The organism is Ralstonia pickettii (assembly GCF_001699815.1).
GTDB classification, from domain to species: Bacteria; Pseudomonadota; Gammaproteobacteria; order Burkholderiales; family Burkholderiaceae; genus Ralstonia; species Ralstonia thomasii.
In genome coordinates this window covers 79018-94014 of the sequence record NZ_MCGB01000113.1, presented here as the reverse complement: position 1 = coordinate 94014, position 14997 = coordinate 79018, and the positions used below count along the sequence as shown (strand labels likewise).

11 protein-coding genes and 1 pseudogene are annotated in these 14997 nt (G+C 64.9%); 3 read left to right on the top strand and 9 right to left on the bottom strand.

The genetic code is table 11. The features are described from left to right. Positions 1 to 59 precede the first annotated feature (59 nt). A complete protein-coding gene (locus BEK68_RS24320; protein ID WP_012430428.1) occupies positions 60 to 590 on the bottom strand; it encodes a hypothetical protein in 531 nt (176 codons plus the stop codon). Here BEK68_RS24320 and BEK68_RS26425 point away from each other — a divergent pair. Then, entirely contained in the window at positions 585 to 719 is a 135-nt protein-coding gene (locus BEK68_RS26425) for a hypothetical protein (protein WP_015855746.1), read from the top strand. The genes BEK68_RS24320 and BEK68_RS26425 overlap by 6 nt on opposite strands. A 203-nt stretch (positions 720 to 922) precedes the next feature. Here BEK68_RS26425 and fliD read toward each other — a convergent pair whose 3' ends face one another. From fliD to BEK68_RS24290, 6 genes are all read right to left on the bottom strand, one after another. Then, the gene (gene fliD / locus BEK68_RS24315) at positions 923 to 2959 is read right to left on the bottom strand and encodes a flagellar filament capping protein FliD (RefSeq protein WP_012430427.1); all 2037 of its coding nucleotides are present in this window, start codon (positions 2957 to 2959) and stop codon (positions 923 to 925) included. A gap of 197 nt (positions 2960 to 3156) precedes the next feature. Next, on the bottom strand, positions 3157 to 9006 hold the full coding sequence (gene uvrA / locus BEK68_RS24310) for an excinuclease ABC subunit UvrA (protein WP_012430426.1): 5850 nt from the start codon (positions 9004 to 9006) through the stop codon (positions 3157 to 3159). Between the two features lie 243 nt (positions 9007 to 9249). Further along, positions 9250 to 10143: a class II glutamine amidotransferase gene (locus BEK68_RS24305; RefSeq protein WP_004633991.1), complete on the bottom strand. Its 894-nt coding sequence runs from the start codon at positions 10141 to 10143 to the stop codon at positions 9250 to 9252. 247 nt (positions 10144 to 10390) lie between these two features. Then, complete coding sequence (locus BEK68_RS25885; protein WP_170816407.1) at positions 10391 to 10540, bottom strand: hypothetical protein; 150 nt, start codon at positions 10538 to 10540, stop codon at positions 10391 to 10393. Between the two features lie 59 nt (positions 10541 to 10599). Further along, positions 10600 to 11055, bottom strand: coding sequence for a universal stress protein (locus BEK68_RS24295; protein WP_004633994.1), 456 nt, complete (start codon positions 11053 to 11055; stop codon positions 10600 to 10602). 80 nt (positions 11056 to 11135) lie between these two features. Then, the gene (locus BEK68_RS24290; RefSeq protein ID WP_012430425.1) at positions 11136 to 12146 is read right to left on the bottom strand and encodes a zinc-dependent alcohol dehydrogenase family protein; all 1011 of its coding nucleotides are present in this window, start codon (positions 12144 to 12146) and stop codon (positions 11136 to 11138) included. 153 nt (positions 12147 to 12299) lie between these two features. On the opposite strand from BEK68_RS24290, the pseudogene BEK68_RS24285 reads away from it, so the two are divergent. Next, positions 12300 to 13427: pseudogene (locus BEK68_RS24285) on the top strand (MgtC/SapB family protein); the annotation flags it as partial. Positions 13428 to 13526: 99 nt separating this feature from the next. Here the strand turns inward: BEK68_RS24285 and BEK68_RS25880 are convergent. Further along, entirely contained in the window at positions 13527 to 13652 is a 126-nt protein-coding gene (locus BEK68_RS25880; protein WP_370452732.1) for a YgaP-like transmembrane domain, read from the bottom strand. Positions 13653 to 13741: 89 nt separating this feature from the next. Further along, positions 13742 to 14209 carry a CBS domain-containing protein gene (locus BEK68_RS24280; RefSeq protein WP_004634000.1) on the bottom strand — a complete coding sequence of 156 codons (468 nt, stop codon included), beginning with the start codon at positions 14207 to 14209 and terminating at the stop codon, positions 13742 to 13744. 286 nt (positions 14210 to 14495) lie between these two features. Here BEK68_RS24280 and BEK68_RS24275 point away from each other — a divergent pair, with 286 nt between their 5' ends. Next, complete coding sequence (locus BEK68_RS24275; RefSeq protein ID WP_004634002.1) at positions 14496 to 14996, top strand: universal stress protein; 501 nt, start codon at positions 14496 to 14498, stop codon at positions 14994 to 14996. Position 14997 lies beyond the last annotated feature (1 nt).

The following is a 14997-nucleotide window of genomic DNA, read 5'->3' as shown; positions in this document are numbered from 1 at the left end:
ACGATGGGCGACTGAGGCTCACACAGAACGCAGTCGTACGTCAATCTCCGGGGACAAACTCAGCGTTCGGCTGCAACCATCAACGATTGCAGCCACTGCCCAAGCTGCGCCTCGCCTTCCTCATCCAACTGCTCCGACAACACGCCATACCGCCGAGCGACCGCCTCGGCCCGCATGTTTGCCTTGAGAATGGGCAGGCTGTTTTCCAGAAAACTCGGGAAAAACGGGATGCCGCGCATGTACAGGAAGTGCGAATCGGTGGTGCGAACGTGCGCGTAGACATCGCGCAGCCAATCCAGATACGGCAATGCCTCGGCCACGTGCCCGCTCTGCGTGAGCGACGAGATGAACTGCGTGCGAGCCGTGACGCTGGACATCTCGTGCGTCTGCTCGTTGATCTCGTCGAACTTCATCAACCATGCTTCGCCGCGCTTCAGTTCGCCTCGACGCGCATGAAGGTGGATGAGCCGTGCGCGTACTTCGTCAAGATCAAGCTCGAGGGCTACGCCAACTTCTAGCGCAATGCGTTCAATGAGCAGGACCGCCCACACTGGCGTGACCTCTCTCCAGGCCTGCAACGCCAGATGCATGCCGAGCGCGCCAACGCCGAGCAAAAGCTGAAGGCTCAGGGCTACACCATTGACACCAGCTACCGCGACCCGGACGAGACATCCGGTGATCAGCCCATCTCGCCGCCAGCCAAGACCGGCGCGAAATGATGGTCGAGCGCAGATGTTTGCAGGTCACGCGCGCGCGTTGAGGCGGTGTGCCTCATGCGCTTGCGTTTCCACTTCCTAAGTCAGTCAGCTCTCTCACATGAACCTGCAATACAAACTCGCCATAGCCCTCCTCACCACGCTATGGGGGAAGCCGCAGCAGTAACTAAGCGGTTGGCTGCAGCGGAGGCGCACTCAAGGCACCTTTAGCCCCCCGTCCGCTGCTTCTGCAATATCGCCAACTGCGTCGTCAGGTAATTGCTCGTATTCGTCATGCTGGCTACCATCTTCGATAGCGCATTGAACTGTGTGTAATACAGCGCCTGCTTGGCATCGAGCTGTTTCTGCATCAGATCGATTTCCTTGCCGAGCGAGGTGATGGAGTTGTTGATGGCGTCGCTGGCGTTCTGCACCATGCCGTTGTTCGACAGCAAGTTGCCTGACACGGTGTGCAGTTGCGCCGCGTAGCCACGCTGCACGGTGACGGTGCCGCGGTCGCCCAATGCACCGCCAGACACTTGCACCGTCAGGCCATCAACGGCCGAGCCCCTGGCGCCGTAGAGGTTCTGGCCCGAACCCGTGGCGGCCGCCCCGCTGATGGTGCCTTGTACATCGCGACCGGCCGTGGCCGTCGGGCTGCCGCCGAGCAGCGACGCGGCGCCGTTTCCTGACACCGACACCGTCGATGCCGAGCCGTATTGCTTGTCGGTCAGCGTCAGCACGCCATTGGCATCGGTGCCGATGGCGACTTCCACCTTGGCTCTCTGCAAGTCTGGCGACGCGTTGACCTGGCTTTGAATCTGCGCGGCCAGGCTCGACGCGGTATAGCTGCCGGCCGGCACCTTGATGTTGGTCGTGATGCCGCTGAGCGTGACCGACAGGCTGTCGTTCACGCCGCTCTGGATGGTCGTGTTGGCGGCCGCCGAGCCCTTGAGCGAGCCCTGCGTCGCCAGTTGAGTGACGTTGACGGCATAACTGCCGGCTTGCGTGGTCGTTGAAAACGACGCGACCTTCAGCAGCGAATCCGTTGCCATGCCGGTGCCGGCAAATACGGCCGCCACCTGGCTGGGCGATTTCTTCAGGGCCGCGGACAGCTTGGGGTCGTCAATCGACAGCGTCCCTTCCTTGTCCATCGTCACGCCGATGCTGCCGAGCGACTGGAACGCGCCGTTGCCGATGCCCTGGCCCAGCACGTCTGTCAGCTGGTTGATCATCGCCTTCGTGCTGACGTCGCCGGCCAGCGCGCCGTTGTTGGCGGCGTTCGCGGTATCGAATTTGGTCAGCGCGTTGAGCTGGATGCGCAGCGCGTTGTACGCCTTGACGAAGTTCAGCACCGACTGGCTGGCCTGGCCCGCGTCGCTGCCCACCGTCACGGTCGTGCTGCCGGTCTTGGCGAGCGTGAACGACGTGCCATCCACCACGTCCGTCAGTGTGTTGGTGGCGCTTTGCACGCTGATGCCGTTGACAGTGGCAAGCGCGTTGCGGCCTGTGGCGACCTCGGTCATGTTCTGCGTGCCGGCCGGGTCGTGGCTCAGCAGGGATTGCAGGGCCGGGTCGCCCGACACGGAAATCTTCATCTCCGAATTGGCGCCGCCCGCAGTGGACGTCAGCACCAGCCGATAAGGCGAACTGCTGCCGTCGTTGACGATGCTGGCCGAGACGCCAAGGTTGGCGCTATTGATGGCGTCGCGGATACCGGCGAGCGTGTTGTTCGATGGGTCGATCGTGATCGAGCCGCCGGCCTGGTTGCCGTTCTGCGTGAACGTGGCGCCCGTGTATTTGCCATTGGCAAAGCTGCCGCCCGAGACATTCCCAAAAGAAAAGGTGAGGGTGGTGGGCGTGCCGCCGCCAATGGGCGTCTTGCTGGACGCCTGCCCGGCGGCCGATACCACCTGCGCCTGCGCAAGCTGCGTCACGTTGATTTGGTACGAGCCAGCCGGCGCCGTATTGGACAGCGAAGCCGTGAGGATCGACGTGTCGTGCCCGCTGGCCTTGTTGCCGGTGAATGTGTCCGGGTTGTTCAGGGCCGCCATCGCGGTCTGGACGGTCGACAGCGCGCTTTTGAGCGAGCCGACTGCCGACAGTTGCGCCTGAAAGGCCTTTTGCTGCGTCTGCCGCAGCGTCATGCCCTTGCTTTCCGCCTGGATCAGCTTCGTGACAAGGGTGTTGACGTCGATGTTCGTCCCGATGCCCGGAATGGAGATCGGCGGAACGTAGTTGTTGCTCGTGGACGAGGTGGCCATGGTCGGACGCGCGCAAACGCTTTCTTCACAATCTCCACAATGTGACGGCGGCGAGGCGCCCTTCTTTAGGGCAAACCCAGCTCCGACAGGCTTTCTGCCCGGGTTTGCTCAGGAAAGCGAAAGGATTGCTGGCGCCACATGAAGCTTGCGCCCCACGCCGGCGGTCTCCACCTGGGCGGAGACCGCCGCGCGCCACGCTAGACCGTCTCGCCTTCCTTGCTCGGATCGACCTGCTTGCCGCGCGCCAGCACCGGCACCAACGCTGCGCCAGTATGGCTGGCCGCCACGCGCGTCAACGCCTCCGGCCCGCAAGCCGCGACGATCGTGCCGCCTTCATCGCCGCCTTCGGGGCCGAGATCGAGAATCCAGTCCGCCTCGGCAATCACATCAAGGTCGTGCTCGATCACGATCACGCTGTGGCCACCGTCCGCCAGGCGATGCAGCACGCGAATGAGCTTGGCCACGTCGGCCATGTGCAGGCCCACCGTCGGCTCGTCCAGCACGTAGAGCGTGTGGGGCGGCTTCTGGCCGCGGCGCGTCACGTCGTCGCGCACCTTGGACAACTCGGTGACAAGCTTGATGCGCTGCGCCTCGCCGCCGGACAGCGTGGGCGAGGGCTGGCCCAGCGTCAGGTAGCCGAGGCCCACGTCCTTCATCAACTGCAGCGGGTGGGCGATGCTGTTCATCGCACCAAAGAATTCGACCGCTTCGTCGATCTCCATGGTCAGCACATCGCCGATGTTCTTGCCGCGCCAGGTGACGGCCAGCGTTTCTGCATTGAAGCGCTGGCCGTGGCAGACGTCGCAGCCGACCTTCACGTCGGGCAGGAAGCTCATGGCGATGGTGCGCACGCCCTGGCCTTCACAGGCAGGGCAGCGGCCGTCGCCGGTGTTGAACGAGAAGCGCGAGGCGGTGTAGCCGCGTGCCCGCGCCTCGAGTGTGTCGGCAAAGAGCTTGCGGATGGTGTCCCACACGCCGATGTACGTGGCGGGGCAGGAGCGCGGCGTCTTGCCGATCGGCGTCTGGTCGACTTCCAGCACGCGGTCGATGGTTTCCCAGCCGATGACGCTGTCGCAGCCGTGCCAGTCGTGTTTGACGTCGAGCTTGCGCGGCATCTTCGCCTCTGGCGCCTCTGCCTGCGCGGCTTTGCGTGCGCGCCGCGTAGCCGGCGAAGACAGCACCGAACGGCCGACCGCATCGAGCAGGTTCGTCATCAACACATCACGCGCCAGCGTCGATTTGCCCGAGCCCGAAACGCCCGTAATCGCCACCAGACGCGACAGCGGCATCGTCGCGGTGACGTTGCGCAGGTTGTGCAGCTTGGCGCCGTGCACCGTCAGCCATTGCTCCGGCACCGCCTGCGTGCCGCCGCGCGGCGCAACCACCTGGCGGCGGGGCTGCAGCGGATGCTCGATCGGCTGCGACAGGAACCGGCCCGTGAGCGAATCCGGCTGCGCGGCCAGATCCTGCACGCCGCCTTGCGCAACCAGCGTGCCGCCGCGCTTGCCGGCACCCGGGCCGATGTCGATGATGTGGTCGGCCCGGCGGATGGTGTCTTCATCATGCTCGACCACCACCAGCGTGTTGCCCTTGTCGCCCAGCTTGCGCAGCGCGTCGAGCAGGATCTGGTTGTCGCGCGGATGCAGGCCGATGGTCGGCTCATCCAGCACGTAGCACACGCCTTGCAGGTTGCTGCCGAGTTGCGCAGCCAGGCGGATACGCTGGGCTTCACCGCCCGACAGGCTTGGCGCGGCGCGATCCAGGCTCAGGTAGCCCAGGCCGACTTCCTCCAGGAACGACAGGCGGCTGTGAATCTCGGCCACCACATCGCGGGCGATGTCGGCGTCCCGGCCGGTCAGGTCCAGGCCCTCGACCCAGCGGCGGGTCTGGCTGACCGTCCACTGCGCAATGTCGACGATGGGCCTGTCGGCAAAGGTGACGGCGCGCGCCGTCGGGTTCAGGCGCGTGCCGTTGCAATCCGGGCAGGGCAGGTCGGTCATGCCTTCGGGATCGACTTCCTCTGAAGGAAGCGTCTGCTCGCGGCCGCGATCGTCTCCGCCGAGCACGGTGTCGTCAAACGCGGCGCGCTGTTCGCGCGTGAGCGCCAGCCCGGTACCGACGCAGCTCGCGCACCAGCCGTGCTTGCTGTTGTACGAGAACATGCGCGGATCCAGCTCGGGGTAGCTGGTGCCGCAGGTCGAGCACGCGCGCTTGGTCGAAAAGACCTTGACGCTGCCCACGTGCGCCGTGCCGCCCTTGTGCATGGCGCTCTGCAGGCCATCCAGCGGCGCGAGCACGTGCATGATGCCCTTGCCGTACTCCAGCGCCTGCTCCAGCAACGCACGCAGCGCGGCCTCGTTTTCCGGCGAGACAACGATGTCGCCGACGGGCAGTTCCAGCGTGTGCTCGCGGAAGCGGTCCAGGCGCGGCCACGGGTCGACGCTCAGGAATTCGCCATCGACGCGCAGATGCGTATAGCCGCGGGCCTTGGCCCATTTGGCAAGGTCGGTATAGACGCCCTTGCGGTTCAGGACCAGCGGCGCAAGCAGGCCGATGTGCTGGCCGCGATGATCGCGTATGAGCTGCGCAAAGATCGCCTCCGGGCTTTGCGCCGACACCGGCGTGCCGTCGTGGATGCAGTGCTGCACGCCGAGCTTCACATACAGCAGTCGCAGGAAGTGCCACACCTCGGACGTGGTCGCCACCGTGCTCTTGCGGCCGCCGCGCGACAGGCGCTGCTCAATCGCCACGGTGGGCGGAATGCCATAGACGGCATCGACTTCCGGCCGCCCCGCGGGCTGCACGATGGAACGTGCATACGCGTTGAGCGATTCAAGATAGCGTCGCTGCCCCTCGTGGAAGAGGATGTCGAACGCCAGCGTCGACTTGCCCGAACCCGATACGCCCGTCACCACGTTGAACTTGCCGTGCGGAATGTCGACGTTCAGGCCCTTGAGGTTGTGCTCGTGGGCGTGGACGATGCGCACGACGTTTTCGCCCTGGACTTCCGCCAGCGCAGCGCGCTTGGCGCGGCGCTCGGCCAGTGCCGTCTGCAGCGGCACGCCTTCGATGGCTTCCGGCTGACCAACGCTGGCTTCGTATTGCTTGAGCGCGGCGCCCGTGTGCGATGCAGCGCAGTCTTTGACCTGCGCAGGCGTGCCGGCGCAGACCAGCAGGCCGCCGGCGTCGCCGCCCTCGGGGCCGAGGTCGATGATCCAATCCGCCGCACGCACCACGTCGAGGTTGTGTTCGATCACGATCAGCGAATGCCCGGCGTCGAGCAGCTTGCCGAACGCCCGCATCAGCTTGGCGATGTCGTCAAAGTGCAGGCCCGTGGTGGGCTCGTCGAACATGAACAGGCGGCCGGCGTTGGCGGGCACGTCCTGCTTGACGCGCTTGCGCGCCGCGGCCTGGGCGGCCTGCGCGGCTTCGGCCAGGAAGCCCGCCAGCTTCAGGCGTTGGGCCTCGCCGCCGGAGAGCGTCGGCACCGGTTGGCCAAGCTTCACGTATTCCAGGCCCACGTCGACGATCGGTTGCAGCACGCGCAGCACGTCGGCGTCTTCGGCGAACACGCTGGCGGCTTCGCTCACCGTCAGTTCCAGCACATCGGCCACGGACAATGCGCGGCCGGCACGCGGCAGCTTCACTTCCAGGATTTCGGCGCGATAGCGCGTGCCGTCGCAATCCGGGCAGCGCAGGTAGATGTCGGAGAGGAACTGCATCTCGACGTGCTCGAAGCCCGAGCCGCCGCAGGTCGGGCAACGGCCGTCGCCCGAGTTGAAGCTGAACGTGCCGGCCGTGTAGCCGCGCTGCAGCGCCATCGGCGCCTTGGCAAACAGCTTGCGGATTTCATCAAACGCGCCAACGTAGCTGGCCGGGTTCGAACGCGCGGTCTTGCCGATCGGGGATTGGTCAACGAACACCACGTCGCTGATCTGATCGGCACCGCGCAAGGCGCGGAATGCGCCGGGCGATTCCGTTGCCTTGCCGAAATGCCGCGCCAGCGCCGGGTGCAGCACGTCCTGGATCAACGTCGATTTGCCCGAGCCGGACACGCCGGTCACGCACACCAGGCGCTGCAGCGGAACTTCCACCGTGACATCGCGCAGGTTGTGTTCCGACGCGCCTTCGAGCACCAGCCGCGGCGTGGCGTCGGTGACGGGGCGCGCCTGCCAATCCGTGGCGTCGGCCACGCGGCGCTGCCCCGACAGATACGCGCCCGTGAGCGTATCGGCCTGACGGATGGCCGCAGGCGTGCCGTCAAAGACGATGTTGCCCCCACGCTCGCCGGGGCCGGGCCCCATGTCGATCAGGCGGTCCGCAGCCAGCATTACGGACGGATCGTGCTCGACCACCACCAGCGTGTTGCCCGCGTCGCGCAGGCGCTGCATGGCTTCGACAATGCGATCCAGATCGCGCGGGTGCAGGCCGATGCTGGGTTCATCCAGCACGAACAGCGTGTTGACGAGCGATGTGCCCAGCGCCGTCGTCAGGTTGATCCGCTGCACTTCCCCGCCCGACAGCGTGCGGCTCTGGCGATCGAGCGTCAGGTAGCCGATGCCCACGTCGCACAGATACGCCAGCCGTGTGCGCACCTCGTCCAGCAGCAGCTTGAGCGCGTCGTCGAGCAGTGTGGACGGCAGCGTCAGTTCATCGAAGAAACGGCGGATGCGCTCGATCGGCAGCAGCATCAGGTCGTGCACGGTCAGCCCGGGCAAGGCTTCGAGCTGGGTGCGGCTCCAGGCCACGCCGCGCGGCATGAAGCGGTGTTCGGGTGCGAGCACGGCGTCGGCGTTTTCCTTGGTGCCCAGGCGCCACTGCATCGACTCGGTTTTCAGTCGTGCACCGCCGCAGGTTTCGCAGGTCGTGTAGCTGCGGTACTTGGAGAGCAGCACGCGGATGTGCATCTTGTAGGCCTTCGACTCCAGGTAGTCGAAGAAGCGGCGCACGCCGTACCACTGCTTGTTCCAGCCGCCGCGTTTGAAGGCCGGGTCTCCATTGATGACCCAGTTGCGCTGGGCTTCGGTCATCTCTGTCCACGGCGTGCCGCGCGGGATGTCGGCTGCGGCGGCATAGCGCATCAGATCGTCCTGGCATTCCTTCCAGGCCGGCGTCTGCATCGGCTTGATGGCACCGTCGCGCAGCGTCTTGCGCTCGTCCGGAATCACCAGTCCAAGATCGACGCCGATCACGCGGCCGAAACCACGGCAGGTATCGCACGCGCCATAAGCGGAATTGAACGAGAAGAGAGCGGGTTGCGGGTCTGCGTAGCGCAGGTCGCTTTCGGGGCAGTGCAGGCCGGTGGAAAAGCGCCAGATGGTCGGCTCCGCACCTTCATCGGCCGGCAAGACATACACGCTGACGCGCCCGCCGCCGCGCTTGAGCGACGACTCAATGGCCTCCAGCGCGCGGGCACGCTCGGTGCCCTGCAGACGGAAGCGGTCGGCCACCACATCGAGCAGCTTGCGCTTGCCCGTGGAGGACTCCACCACGCGCTCGGCCTGCACGCGCGTATAGCCGCTGACCGACAGCCATTGCGTGACTTCTTCAGGGCTCGTATTGGCGGGCAGTTCGACGGGAAAGGTCACCACCAGGCGTGGATCGCCATCGCGCGTGCGCGAGAGCAGCTCGTCGTAGATCGTTTCCGGCGTGTCGTGGCGCACCGGCAGCGCGGTGTCGCGGTCGAACAGCTGGGCGGCGCGCGCAAACAGCAGCTTCAGGTGATCGTTCAGTTCCGTCATCGTGCCGACCGTCGAGCGCGAGCTGCGCACGGGGTTGGTCTGGTCGATGGCGATGGCGGGCGGCACGCCTTCGACGTGCTCGACCTGCGGCCGGTCCATGCGGTCGAGGAACTGACGCGCATAGGCGCTGAAGGTCTCGACGTAGCGGCGCTGGCCTTCGGCGTAGAGCGTGTCGAAAACGAGGCTGGACTTGCCGGAGCCCGACGGGCCGGTCACGACGGTCATTTCGCCCGTACGGAGGTCCAGATCGAGGTTTTTGAGATTGTGCTGACGGGCTCCGCGCAGGCGAATGACACCGGAGGACATGGAGGGCGTTCCTTGGAGCTTGGAGGTAAGGGGGCATGCCGGCGGGGCTAAAGCATCGGCCGCTGCGCCGGCAATCAGAATTCGAGCCGTAAACTGTAGCGGATTATCAAGATCCGGTTTGTCTACGGAACAAGTCGTGGGCGGGAGCCTAACGCAAGGCTCCTGACAGCGTTTTGTCAGGAGGTTTCAGCGGAGGGGGAAAAAGAGTGGGGTGATGCTTGTATCACCCCTGCGGCAGGGCGATCAGCCCGCCTCGCGCCCATAAGAAGCCTGGTTGGCGGGCAGGTCGAAGCCCGTGGGGCCGGGCTTGCGCGGGACAAAACGGTGGTGCTCGACCACGCCGCCCTTGACGATCACGACGGTCTCTTCGGGAATCTCGGCCCATGCGCCGGGCAGGTCGACAAGCGGTTCGGACAGCACAAGGAAGGCGTCGTCGCCGGCGTCTTCAATCGCGGCGCTGTCAGGATAGAGCTGGTGCAGATGCCTGAACGACGTGCTATGGAACAGCGAGCGCGATTCGCCCTCGCTGGAGTAGCGCGCAGCCACGATCTGAACGCCGTCCGTCGCGCAGACCGTCATGTTTAGCGGGTATTCGACGCCGTGGCGGCGGCCGATGTCTTCGATCAGCCCGACCATCTGTTCGAGCGCGCCGCGCGGGTCGCGGTCGAGCCCGAACGACAGCGCCAGGAAAAACATGATCTCGGAATCGGTCGAGCCTTCGATCCAGCGGAACAGCTCCGGCGCCACTTCCATCATCAGCGCGCGGCGGAGCAATGGGTATTCGCGGATCAACCCGTTGTGCGCAAAAAGCCACCGGCCGTAGCGGAACGGATGGCAGTTGGTCTCTTGCGCCGGGGTGTCGGTGGCCGCTCGCACGTGGGCGATGAACATCGACGAGCGGATGGCGCGGGCGGCTTCACGCAGGTTGGTGTCGTTCCACGCGGGATGCAGGCAGCGGTATCGAAAGGGCACTTCAGAGTAACGGCCGTACCACCCGATGCCGAAACCGTCGCCGTTGGTGGTCGTCTCGCCGCCAAGGCGGGAGCGCAGACTCTGGTCGATCAACGAGTGCCGCGGCCGGAACAGCACTGTCTCCATCTGAATGGGATTGCCTGAATACGCCAGCCAGCGACACATGATGCGTTTGCCTATAAGGGATTCCTTGAAAGGTGAGTCTATGCAATGCGTTTGTGAATGCACAAGCAAATCCCAACCCTCATCCGGCCATGGTCCGGGCGGCTTCGCGGCCTTGAGGGTCACGTCCGTCACCTGTTTTTGGGCCGGCTTCACGCACGATAGACAGCTCGCGAATCCGCACGTGCACGGCGCAGCGGGCCCCTGCACGGGCTGTGCGGACTTGCCGGGCGAGCGTCCAGCGCGCGTCTCAGAAGTGCTCGGTTCGGCCGGCGACCCGTAAGTTCAGCACGGCAACACTGTCGTCAAAACGCATCACCATGGCCAGCGGTGCGGGGTCGGTCAGCGGTTTGAGAGCCTCATCCAGCCGGCGGATCGGATTGCGCGTGTCGTTGCGCACGGAATGGCAGCCGAGTGCCTCCGAACACACCCGCGAGGGCAGCGCTCAATGGATGTTCTTTATTCCTCGACCTCACTACGCACCATCAATACCGGCTTGTTGGTCTTGCGGACCACGCCTTCGGCCACGCTGCCGAGCACCAGATGCTTGAGCCCACGCCGGCCATGTGTGCCGAGCACGATCAGGTCGGTTGCGGTCTCGTTGGCTTCTGCGACGATCGTTGCGGAGATCTGCCCGGGCGCAATGGAGTTTTCGAGCAGCTTGGTCGAATGTTTGACGCCTGCGGCATCCAGCTTCTTCGATACCTCGGCAAGCGTGTCGCGGCCGTAGCCGGCGACCTGCTTGGCGTAGGCAATCGAGTCAGATCCAACCATGTCGAAGGTGATGTCGCTGCTATCGGCAACGAAGAGGGCTTCGACTTCCGCGCCCGTCGCCTTGCTGACCACAATGGCTTGGTGCAGCGCGAGGTAGGACGCGTGGCTGCCGTCGACGGCGAGCAGGATTCGTTGGTACATGGTGGTCTCCAAGGCGTTGCGCAGTCGGGCACCGCGTGTAACCAGCGTAGACAGCGTGGCGCGTGGGCTGTTGATGCGCGTCAAAGGTCTTTCGACGGCACCTGCAGGACGGCAGCGCCCGCCACGCGTCCGGCGCGGAGGTCTTCCAAGGCGGTGTTGGCGTCTTGCAGCGGATAGGGCGTGACGTGCACCCGCAACGGGACTTCCGCCGCGATGCGCATGAGCGCGAGTCCATCGGCCCGCGTCAGGTTTGCGACGGAGACAAGCTTGCGCTCTTCCCATAGCAACCGGTACGGAAATGCCGGGATGTCGCTCATGTGAATGCCGCCGCAAACCACCGAGCCGCCCTTGACCACGGCCTGCAGCGCCTGCGGCACGAGCGCGCCGATGGGCGCGAAGATCAACGCGGCGTCGAGCTGTTCCGGTGCGGGGGTGTCGCTGGCGCCTGCCCAACTGGCACCGGTGTCCAGCGCAAGATGTTGAGCCGCAGTGTCACCGGTGCGGGTGAAGGCGAAGACCTCGCGCTGCTCCGCCACGGCGATCTGCGTGATGAGGTGGGCCGCAGCGCCAAAGCCGTAGATGCCGATCCTGCGTGCATCGCCGGCCATGCGCAGCGTGCGGTAGCCGATCAGCCCCGCACAGAGCAGCGGCGCGGCGTGGGCGTCGTCGTACCGCGCGGGAATCGGCAGGCAGTACCGGGCGTCGCAAACGGCGTATTGCGCATAGCCGCCATCGCGCGTGTAGCCGGTGAAGGCAGGGTGGTCGCACAGGTTTTCGCGCCCGTGCAGGCAGTACGGGCAGACGCCGCACGTCCAGCCGAGCCACGGCACGCCAACGCGCTCGCCCGGGGTGGGCGCCGTCACGCCTTCGCCGCATGACTCGACGATGCCTACGATTTCGTGGCCGGGAATCAGGGAGGGTTTTGGGGTGGTCAGTTCACCGTCTACGATATGGAGGTCCGTACGGCAGACGCCACACGCGGACACCGCGATCCGGACCTCACCGGGCCCAGGCGTGGGCATAGGCACATCACGCCAGATCAATGGCTTTCCGGCACCTTCCATCACCATGGCCTGCATCGATTCAGGCATCGCTGTCTCCGAGGTTGGCGTGTCTGGTCAGTATGGAACAGTGCTGTGGAATGACCGCCCGGCAGTCGACCATCGACTGCGCCAGATCAATCGGAAAGCGTTGCCGCGCGTAATACTGAACAGGTCAACGCAACAGCCATTCGACTCCACTGAATGTCTTCACTGCTGTCTTTCTCGGTTGCCCTGGGCGTGGGGCTGGCGATCGGCCTTGAGCGCGAGCGGAGTCATGCCGACAGCGCAGAGCTGCCAGCGGGCATGCGAACGTTTGCGATCGGGGCGCTGGCGGGTGCCATCGCGGCAAGCCTGCCAATACCATTTGCCGTGCCCACGGTGCTGCTGACGGTCGCGGTGTTGGCGGCGGTCGGTTATCACCATTCGGCCAATGTTGATCCTGGCGTGACGACGGAATTCGCACTGGTCGCGACCACGCTGTTAGGCGCCTATGCCGTGAGCGAGCCCGAAATGACGGCTGGCCTCGGCACGGTCTTACTTGTCCTGCTCTATGCCAAAGCGGGTTTGCATCGGTTTGCCCGCACGGTCATTACCCAGCGTGAACTCGCCGATCTGCTGATCCTTGCCGTGGCGGCATTGCTGATCTGGCCCGCGGTTCCAGACCGGAACTTGGGGCCGCTGAACGCCTGGAACCCGCACACGTTGTGGCTGGTTGTGCTGCTTGTCATGCTGACAGGCAACACGGGCCATTTTGCTGCGCGATGGTTTGGAGAGCGGATCGGCTTGCCGCTGGCCGGCTTGTTCAGCGGGTTTGCATCGAGCGTGGCCACGATCACGGCCGTGGCAGCACGCGTGCGGCGGGACCATCGCCCCGTTGATGGTGCGGTTGCCGCGGCGCTGCTGTCCAATGTCGCCACGCTGGTGCAGATGCTGCTGCTGATCGCTGCCATCAACATCGACTTGTTGCGCGTGCTGGCGGCTCCGCTGGCGGTGGGCATGATGGCGACCGTGGCATGGTCGGCGCTCTGGATATGGCGCGCCAACGAGCCGCTCCAGGAGGCGCCGGAGAGTTCGGTGTCATCCATCAACTGGCGCGTCGCAATCGGCTTTGCGCTGTGGACGGCTGCCTTGCTGCTTGCCGCAGCTGCCGCGCGCACATGGTTCGGGACAGCGGCGGTGGTGGCTGTCACCGTGTTTGGGGCGTTTGCCGATGTCCATGCCGCGACCGCTTCGATCGCAACGCAGGTTGCCAGCCACACGTTGCAGACGCCGACGGCAGGCGCGCTGGTGATGCTTGCGCTGACAGCCAACACGTTCTCGAAGATTGTCGTGGCCATCAGCGGAGGCCGCGCTTTTGCCGGTAAGGTCACCGCTGGTCTGCTGACCATGCTTCTGTCCAGCTGGGCGGTGTTCTGGCTTGTCGCCTGGTCAATGCCGCCCAATGCCCAGCACCCAATAGAGCGGGCACATGCGGATCAGGCCGGTCACCAGAGGGATCAGCCCCAGCCAGCCAACCCATGCTGGCACCTTGCCAAAAAATGCCAGCAGGATCATGGCGATGCCGATCAGGATGCGGACGGCGCGGTCCGCGGTTCCAACATTGGTAAACATGACAGCGCTCCTGAAGAACGGTGGGTGAACACTTAGAGAATCAAATCGGACGGCGCGTGCTGGCGGGACTGGCCAGCGTTGTCGCGACCGAGAATGCCGGCCAGCAAGGTCCATTCGCCACCCATTGCGCGGATGGTGTCGTCCAGGCTGAGCATGCCCACCAGCCGTTGCTGACGATCGACCACCGCCAGACGGTGCAGGCCGTGGCTCAGCATCGAGCGCAAGGCTTCGCTGATCACGGCGTCATCGTGGATGGTCAGAAGGCCGCGCGTCATGACTTCCGATACGGCGGTCTGGCTGCAGTCGCTGCGGCTGGCAAGGCCGTGCACCACCATGTCCCGGTCTGTCACGATGCCCACCACCCGAGAACCCCCAGCGGCGTGTTCCGTGACAAGCAGCGCCCGGGCGCTTTCGTCCCGCATCAGCCGGGCGGCTTGCTGCAGCGTCGCCGTCGCCTGGACGTGAACGATGCGGTGGGAACAAATTTCATCGACCCTCATGCTGAACTCCGATGCGCGTACGTTTTCACTATAAGAACGGGCCGGTGTCAAAGTTTGATCTCGCACAAGGTGCCATGCGCTTTCCATGACTGCACCCCGGGGGCAGCGGATAGCGGACGAGTCTATCGAGCGTTGCGCGCTGGCTCTTGAGGCAGATCAATTGGCATTGCGTGAGGCTGCAGCGAGCCAAACGCTGATGTAAATCAAGGGGTGATCCGCTTGGTGGTCCAACATGGAATTCAGCAGCCCCGATTGGGGCCGACGACGGATTCGATGGAGGCACATCATGTACGACAGGATTCTGGTAGCGGTGGATGGCAGTCCGACGGCAGACCGAGCGCTGGACGAGGCAATCCAGCTTGCACAAAAGCTCGGCTCGGAGTTGGTCATCGCCCACGTGATCGATAACTCGTACCTGATGTACGACGTTGGCTATATCGATGTCGGCGCCTTTACCGAGGCCTTGGTCAAACAAGGCAATCAAATTGTTGCCGACGCGCGTGCCAAGGCCGAAAAGGCAGGTGTGCACGTCCATAGCGTCGTGGTTGACGACCCGATCGGCACTTTCGATATCGGCACTGCCATTGAACAGGCGGCACACAACGTCGGCGCCCAAGCCCTGGTGCTGGGCACGCACGGGCGTCGCGGCTTCCAACGGTTGTTCCTCGGCAGCGTCGCCGAGAGCGTTGTGCGCCGGAGCACACTGCCGGTGCTGCTCGTCCGCGCGGAGCCGACGGAAACGTCGCACGCGCCTACCGAACCGCTAAGCAACGCCGTCATTGCCTAGT